The 6730-nt window shown below is 61.6% G+C and carries 5 protein-coding genes; 1 reads left to right on the top strand and 4 read right to left on the bottom strand.

From position 1 onward, the window contains the following. Window positions 1–384: 384 nt before the first annotated feature. The 4 genes from Z052_RS16825 to Z052_RS16810 form a co-directional block, all read right to left on the bottom strand. Window positions 385–1464, bottom strand: a complete 1080-nt coding sequence (locus Z052_RS16825; protein WP_094580660.1) for a hypothetical protein — start codon at window positions 1462–1464, stop codon at window positions 385–387. Continuing rightward, window positions 1461–2564, bottom strand: coding sequence for a S49 family peptidase (locus tag Z052_RS16820; protein ID WP_094521199.1), 1104 nt, complete (start codon window positions 2562–2564; stop codon window positions 1461–1463). The genes Z052_RS16825 and Z052_RS16820 overlap by 4 nt, the downstream gene beginning before the upstream one ends. Before the next feature lie 151 nt (window positions 2565–2715). Beyond that, window positions 2716–3846: a hypothetical protein gene (locus Z052_RS16815; protein ID WP_094521184.1), complete on the bottom strand. Its 1131-nt coding sequence runs from the start codon at window positions 3844–3846 to the stop codon at window positions 2716–2718. Window positions 3847–4045: 199 nt separating this feature from the next. After that, complete coding sequence (locus Z052_RS16810; protein ID WP_099289274.1) at window positions 4046–5722, bottom strand: hypothetical protein; 1677 nt, start codon at window positions 5720–5722, stop codon at window positions 4046–4048. 402 nt (window positions 5723–6124) lie between these two features. Between Z052_RS16810 and Z052_RS20615 the strand changes: the two genes are divergently transcribed. Beyond that, window positions 6125–6298, top strand: a complete 174-nt coding sequence (locus tag Z052_RS20615) for a hypothetical protein (protein ID WP_167330249.1) — start codon at window positions 6125–6127, stop codon at window positions 6296–6298. Window positions 6299–6730 lie beyond the last annotated feature (432 nt).

The raw sequence follows: 6730 nt of genomic DNA, 5'->3' as shown, positions 1-6730 counted from the left end.
ATCAACTCTCGATTCCAAAAGTGAGTAATTATTTCTAGCAACTACTATAGGTGGTCGCATAGATACTCGTAGAACGCCAGCACGGTCTCCCCACGCGCCTCGTATTTCGGTCCGCTCCCCGACGGGTCCGAAGATCGAAGGAAATTTTCAGCGTCCTCCTGCGCCGGCTCAGCGGTTTCCTGTTCTATTAGAGTTTATGGAGCGTTTCGGTACATCGGGTGTTGGTAGGGGTCTCAGTAGCGCTTTTCACTGAATCGCGTTTTAATATGGCGGTGCTGTTTCTACAATATGAACAAGGCGAGTGTCCTGAGGCTTGACTCCGAGGCGGTTCATCAAAACTCACGCCAAAATTAACTCGACCGCGCCGTTACGGATCGGCGTTGACTACGCGGTCGCGTTGCCGGATGGGTCAGTCTCGTTGCCCGACGGCTCCGGTGGTTCAGGCGGCGGCGTCGTCCCGCCCGGTGGGACCGTTGCCCCCGGCGGAACTGCCCCACCCGGACCGGCTCCCGGTCCAAATGACACGTCGGGGTTCGGTCCGGTCACGAGGAAGTCCGCGATGTTGCCGATCAGCACGCCGTTGTCGGCACGGCCGGCATTCTCCGGTTCGAGGAAGCTCGAGTCCCCGAACACTGCGAGTGAGTCGCTACGGACTGCGACCCCGTAGGAGCCGGTCTCACGAGTCGTTGACAGTTGTGACGTCTCCGCGGTGGTGAACGTTGTCGATCCACCGGCCACGCCGATCGGCGCGGCGCCGCGGAAGACTGCCTCCTCAACGCCTTCCGTCAGCGACCCCGAGCCGGTCGGCTCGCCGAGTACGCTGAGGTAGTTCGCGTCGTTGTGCTCCATGTCGTATACGTACCCCGCCTTACCGTAGACGCCAAACGGCGAGCCGAAGTCGGTAAGCGCGCCGGTGCCGCCCGGATCGCTCGTCACAAGCGTCCGACCGCCGGCTTCGACGAACGACTCAACCGCGTCGGTATCGCTTGCCGACAAGGCGCTGGGACTCGTGGTGACGAACGCGTCCGCGTCCGAGAGCAGCGACGGCAGCGGTTCCGCGCCGAAGGCTCCTCCGTAGAACCGAACCTCATGGCCGCTCTCGACGAGCGCCGCGGTTAGCGGTGCGACACCGCGCCGGACACCGCCGAGGGACCCGATGTCCGCTTTCGTGGGCGCATCGCCGTCTTCGATCGGTAGGACCGGCGCGCTGCCGCCGAGTCCAGCCGCCGCGCCGCCGAGGTGGACGACGACGGTGTTCGACGGTTCGGAGCTCTCCATTTCGACCTCGCCGCCCTCGCTGACGGTTTCCGGCTCGACCGTGTCCAACCGCCAGTGGTCGTCCGCAACGGCGTCGGTCTCGGGCGATCCGCCGTCAAGGACGACGCCGCCGACGGCGGCGACGCCGACGACCGCGAGGAAGACCAGCGCGAACGCGCCGACCGTCGTTCGCAGGTCGACATTCATTCACCGTCACCTCTGTTGACCGTGGCCGTGTCGTCAGTCATCGCGTCCGCTGCGTCGCCGTCTGTAGGTAACTGTCCAGTGTAGCTCGTCATGATCACGTCGTCGCCGACAGTTTCGTCCCACGCCTGCGGCGCGACTGCGAGTATCAGCCCGTCGCCGAACTGCTTTTTCGAGCCGTCGACGACGACCGTACCGTCGTCTTGTTCCAACAGCGGAATGCCGCCGGGGATGCGGCTCTCGGTGCGGCGGGTGTCGACCGCGTAATCGTTGAGTCCCGCTTCGCTCGCAGCGTCGGCGACCGCGCCGTCGACGAACCCAAACCGGTCGGCGAAGCCATTCTCAACTGCCTCGGTGCCAAGGTACGCGTCGGCGTGGGCGATCGCCTCGCGGTCGAGTTCGATCTCCTCGCCGCGTTGTTCGAGCACGTTCTCCAGGAAGAGGTTCGCGAGCGTCTGTCGGCGCTCGCGTTGGGTGTCCGGGTCGCTCCCGCGTTTGTCCGGCCCGGTCGTCCCGGCGCTGGGACCGCTTGGGGCCGGCGCGGTGCCGGCGACGCCGACGCTGCCGACCGCCTGCGCGGAGGGCGCGACGTAAATGCGGTCGGCTGGCGCAATCGCGAGGTAGGCGCCCGACGCGCCGAGCGTGTCGACGGCGGCGTAGACGGGCATCACCGACGCGGTGCGGTCAACCGCGGCGTACATCCGTTCGCTCTGTGCGGGGAGGCCGCCTCCGCTGTTAACCTCAAGGACGACCGCTTCGATTGAGTCGTTCGTGCGGGCGTCGCGGAGGTTGTCCTCAACGTGTTGGGCCGTTGCTGAATCGATGGTTCCGTCGATTTCGACCACAGCGACGGTGCCGTCTGGACCGGTGACGGCGCCGTACACGCCGGGCGCGACCAGCAGCCCCGCGGCCACCGCGAGGATTACCGCGACGCCGACCGCGTGTCGCGTCTCGATCCGGTCGAACCCCGTCGCGCTCGTGTCTCCGGAAGCCGATCGCTCGGCGGTCGGCGGCGAGCGCGCGTCGGTCGACCGATCGTCCGCCGCGGCGTTCGCGTCGTCGGTGTCGTCCGGTGTTCTCGACGGCGAGTCGTCGGAACTCATCGATTCGTCCTCGTTTGGTGCCGCGGTCGCGACGTCGTGTGCTGTATCGTCGTCATCGTGGATTCGCATGCGCGTTTGTCCGTCGATACGTCTGTATTTCTATCGCGATCGGCGGTGTCGTGGTAGACGCCGCCGCGGTCGTCGCCGCCGCTCACGCGTCGGTCACCTCGATCGGGTCGCCCACGGCTGCGTCGAACAGCGACGCGTGGGACGCGAACAGCTCGCTCTCGGCGGCGGCGTCGACGATCACGGTCCGTCCGTGTCTGGAGACGGTCGCGTCCGACAGCGAAGTCTCTCCTTCGCGGGCCGCCCTTGCTATCGCCTCCGCTGTCTCCCTGTCAAGTCGACGAGGGTCCGCGACCGCGCCGTACCGCAACGCGACGCTCGGACCGTCTGAGCCGCTGCCACCATCTCCGGGCGCTCCGCCGCTCTCGGACCCCTTGTCGGTCACACGGAGTGATGCCCCAACTGCGGCCGACGCGTCGACCGCGGTTCGGAACTCTCCCGGCGCGTCGGCCAGCAGGCTCGTGAGATGTTCCCGGGCGTCCGCTCCCAGATCGACACACACCGTCGCGTCGCCGTCAAGCAAGGGCGGAAGCGACCCGAAGCTCGCAGTCGTTCCTGCCCGACGCCCGCGGTCACCGTCGAGTCCAGCGTCGCGGTGTGTCGCGGCAACCGCAGGCGTTGGGCCGTACGCCACCACGAGTTCATCCGCCGTGACGGCGACCGCCGACCCTAGGTTCCGCGCTCGGAACCGAGCGAACCCGGAGTCGTCTTTCACCTCGCGGGCCACATCGGGGTCAGCGTCGAGTTCCGCAGCGAGCTCCGACGCGTTGATGTCACCGACCGCGACCGCGCACCCCTCTGGTCCTTTCTCGGTGAGCGCCGCGCTGCCGGCCGCCTGTCGCACGCCGTCAAGCGACACGCTCTCGTACCGATCGAGGAGGCGTTGAACCCTAGTCCCTATTCCGCTTGGGAGCCCGGTCGCCGTCAGAACTGCCGGATCGATCCGGCCCGTCACGACGGTGTCGACGGCACTTGACGTGGTTGCTGCCGGGTCGTAGCTTCCAGCGGCGACCGCGGAGCGTGGCCTGTCGGATCCTGGGCTGGCCTGGTCGCTTTGCGTCTCGCCGTCCGACTCGACGGTGGCCCCGGTCGAGCCAACCGCGAGGGACGAGTCGGGCGGCGGTTCGGAGGTCAGAGCGTCGATCGGTCCACCGATTCCAAACCCAGTCGCTGCGAGCGCGGCTACGCGCTTCGCGAACGTCCGTTTGGAGGGCATCGTTTCAGGTGACTGCTGACAAGTAATAATACTACCGAGTGGCGACGTCATAAAGAGAAAGCCTCGCGCTACAGCACAAGGGGGCTGTCAACGCGACATGCGCTGTGGCTTAATTTCGGCGGTTGTTGCCCTGTTATCGGCTTCGTCCCCGCGGTGAATATGAGACTTTCGCCTCGAATTTCCGTATACGCAACTGTGTCTAGCTTCCTGGCGCTCTAGCGGTCGCGTTCTCTGTGCCAGCAGTGCTGTTTGTTGGTGTCCGGATCTCGACCGATTCGTCGTCGTACACTGTCATGGTTTCGATTACAGTGCCGTTCTCAGCAACTCGTTGGACGATGACTGTCGGCGCCCCCGCAGTCGTGTCAGTTGGGTCCGTCTCTGTGGGTGTCTCAACTGGGGTCTCCCCTCCGAGGAACTGCGTGATTGCGTCAGTCTGTTCAAATGAATCGACGTCACCGGATCTTGCGTCGACAAATGCAACGTATGCGATCCCACTGTTGTCCTCAGGGACGACGCGTACTTGCCAGTACTCTCGATCGTCGATAACTGTAAGGATCGGCTCGGCTGGGGTAAAGCGGTCCCAATCTGTTTGTGGTGCTGACTGCCTTACGAGGTCCGCTGCTCGCTGTGGGCCGAACAGTGAGTCGGCTGGCACGTACCGTTCGAAGGTTCCGTTTTGACCATCGATGGTCCACAGCTCTTGAAGTCCCTGTGCGTTGCCGTACGGTTCGACGGCGACAACGTATTGCGGACCTGACTCAGAGAGGATAAAGAACGGCTGGTCATTTTCGTCTCCGGGGAGCGGTGCGATCTCAATTTCGTCTTCGTGACTGGTGTAGGTGTTGAGAATTCCGTTGCGGTACTTCGTCGCAGCGACCGACTGAAGCGCCAAATTCTTAGGGTACAGCTGCTGATTGTCGAGAATTGGGCTGGCTGTAGCCTCAGAGGGAGAGAGCGTTTCGATCGAACCGCTTGGATCGATGACGGCGACGCCTCCCCACTGTGGTGTAGAGTGCGGAAGCGGCGTCAGGTGGAATGTTGGTTCCGAGTACGGGACGGCGATATATTGGGTATTGTTGTGAATGACCATTTTCGGGTCACCGTAGTCGACAAGATACGCCTGCGATTTGAGGAGTTCCCACCGATAGTTCCGGTGGAAGATCGTCCCGACACCGGTCTCAAGCTCGCCATCAACGGACCGTACATTCGCCTGCTGGGTTGTCATATCGACGAGGACGGTCCCGGCCTGTCGTTTGGTGATCTTATTGAACAGGCCGTCCGGAGCGAGCGGTGCCGCCCAGTAGGGAGTCCCGTTCACCACGCTAATGTCTGTGTCACCGACGCGGTACTGCGGCCGATTGAGCGTGTTCGATGCGTACCGATCGGCAACCGCTCGCGTGACGATACGTGGATTATCGGCATCAACATCGTCGAGTCGCTCAACGGTGGCTGTCTGGCTCATCGTTTGGTCGCTCAATGTGACGCCGGCAACCGCGTTGGCGACGGGCATCAGCGCAAACGCAGTGATCACGAGGACGACTACCCCGACACGAAGTGGGGTAATCGTGTGGTCATTGCTGGTGAACGCGTTGACGACCGTCTCAACGCCACCACCCGCCCGTGCGGTGGCCCACGCAGCGATGCTACCGGCAACGATACCAAACAGCAGTAGCGGCGTCGTGTACACCGCGTAGATGAGTCCATGGAGCCACGGTCGGAAGAACCACCCTATGGCAACAGCAAGGATGCCAACAATGCCAAGCGGAATCCACGGTGGGGACGACTCGTGCTGATCCGAGTTGCCTGGTGGCCAGTCGGTGAGCTCATCATCGGATGACTGTTCGTCTGAATCGTCAGATGGAGGGCGTGTTGACATTGATCTGGATCGTGAGGTTATGGCTCTGAAACGTGTATGTGTGGAGCCATGAGTTACTCAACTCGAATCCGCAAGTAATCAGGGCAACTCGCCGATTGAGAGAGGGAACCTAATGGAACCACAAGATGGAGTGATTTCTACCAGCAAATAAATATTACACAACTGACTTCGTTGGAATCCCATCCTCCTAGCAAAAGATAGACTGAGACAGCTGGTAGCTGAAAACTATATTTGGATCGCCTTCTTAACCAAACTACAGCGATCGGAGTCACGATTGATATCCTCCTCGCGCTGAAGCGCGAGGCTTTCTCCTTGTACTCCCGTAAGAGACAGATCCGACGCCGCAGTTACCCTCGTTGCTTTTTATAAGGTTTTATATATGATCTGTTACAGTATAAACTGATGCCCTCTGTACTCGAACAACCGGTGTTTCATTACGGAGTTCCGTTCATCAACGCCGCGATTATCGCTGTAATCGGGTTTACCGTGTTTAGTGGCGTAGCGCGTCTGTTTACACTCGTACTCGCCTGTCTCGAGGTCGTTGTGGTCCCACAGATACTGAAACGCGCGGCGTAGCTTAACCCACTCGCCGCTGAGTGGATATCCGCTATAATTGAACGCCATCGACAGGCGCATTACACTCACCAAACGAATGAGGATGTGACGGCCCGCAACCTGTACGTCACTTGGTGACGCTGCTAAGCGTTCAATGTGCGGGCCGGTCACTACATTCCCTCTATTCAGCACGCGATATTTTCCAGTTCATGAGGATCTCAACAGGGCATACTGAATAGAGCGCGTATTTCCCACTCTCATGTGGCGTGTGACTAGACAGTGATGACTAATATTAGAATTGATATGTGGATCGAAATGTATACCCCCGGAACAGGCCGTTGTATTGGTATGAGTGGCAGTCTGGTCGCCTGCGCCGGAGTGAGCGATGGACGGTAGCCGTGACCGCGGCGTTACGACCGTCGTTGCCACGATTCTCATACTGTCAGCTAAATA

Source organism: Halorubrum sp. C191 (genome assembly GCF_002727095.1).
Lineage (GTDB): Archaea > Halobacteriota > Halobacteria > Halobacteriales > Haloferacaceae > Halorubrum > Halorubrum ezzemoulense.
Note: the sequence above shows the minus strand (reverse complement) of the source record. Positions and strands in the feature narration are given on the sequence as shown.